The sequence below is a fragment of the Geodermatophilus sabuli genome (assembly GCF_010686765.1).
GTDB classification, from domain to species: domain Bacteria; phylum Actinomycetota; class Actinomycetes; order Mycobacteriales; family Geodermatophilaceae; genus Geodermatophilus; species Geodermatophilus sabuli_A.
The window spans coordinates 1-542 of record NZ_JAAGWF010000101.1 but is presented as its reverse complement, the minus strand read 5'-3'; the positions used below and the strand labels follow the sequence as shown (position 1 = coordinate 542).

Annotated in this window: 1 pseudogene; it reads right to left on the bottom strand. The window is 46.1% G+C overall.

Annotated features, from left to right (window positions below):
• Positions 1-542, bottom strand: a pseudogene (locus GCU56_RS23205) (IS1380-like element IS614 family transposase); the annotation flags it as partial.

Here is a 542-nt window from a genome sequence, read left to right as displayed (position 1 = left end):
CTTGTTGTAAAATTCGACGATGTCTCTTGTTGATGAGTCATAATCGTTGGTAAGAATGCATCTGTAGGTGTATTCACCTTCCCACAAGTCAAGCTCTCCATCCATGCGCTTTTGTCTCTGAATGACAAGACGATAGCACTTGCCTTCCCATTTCTCAACAAGAATGGAATTGAGTTCAAACTGGATGCCGTTGATTTCCTCCGTCTTCCATCCCCTCAGTGAAAACAAGTCATCGTAGAGCGAACTGCATCTGTTGGCGCGGATGTAGAAGTGCGTGCAATGCTTCTCTATCTCACTGACAATTTCCTTCGAGCACGAACCACAGTCGGCTCTGAAGCGATTCACACGGATGCTGTTGGCTTCCAGTAGGGCAAAGAATCTCTTGTGGGTCTCAGCCTGATAAAAGCGCACATTTGTGTTGCCATCGCTGTTCTCGACATAGACAATCATGTCACCGATGACATATACGCCAGGTCTGTAGCCGAGGAACTTCTTGTATGTCGGTTTTGCATCATACTTCTCTGTTTCAAGGAACTGATGGT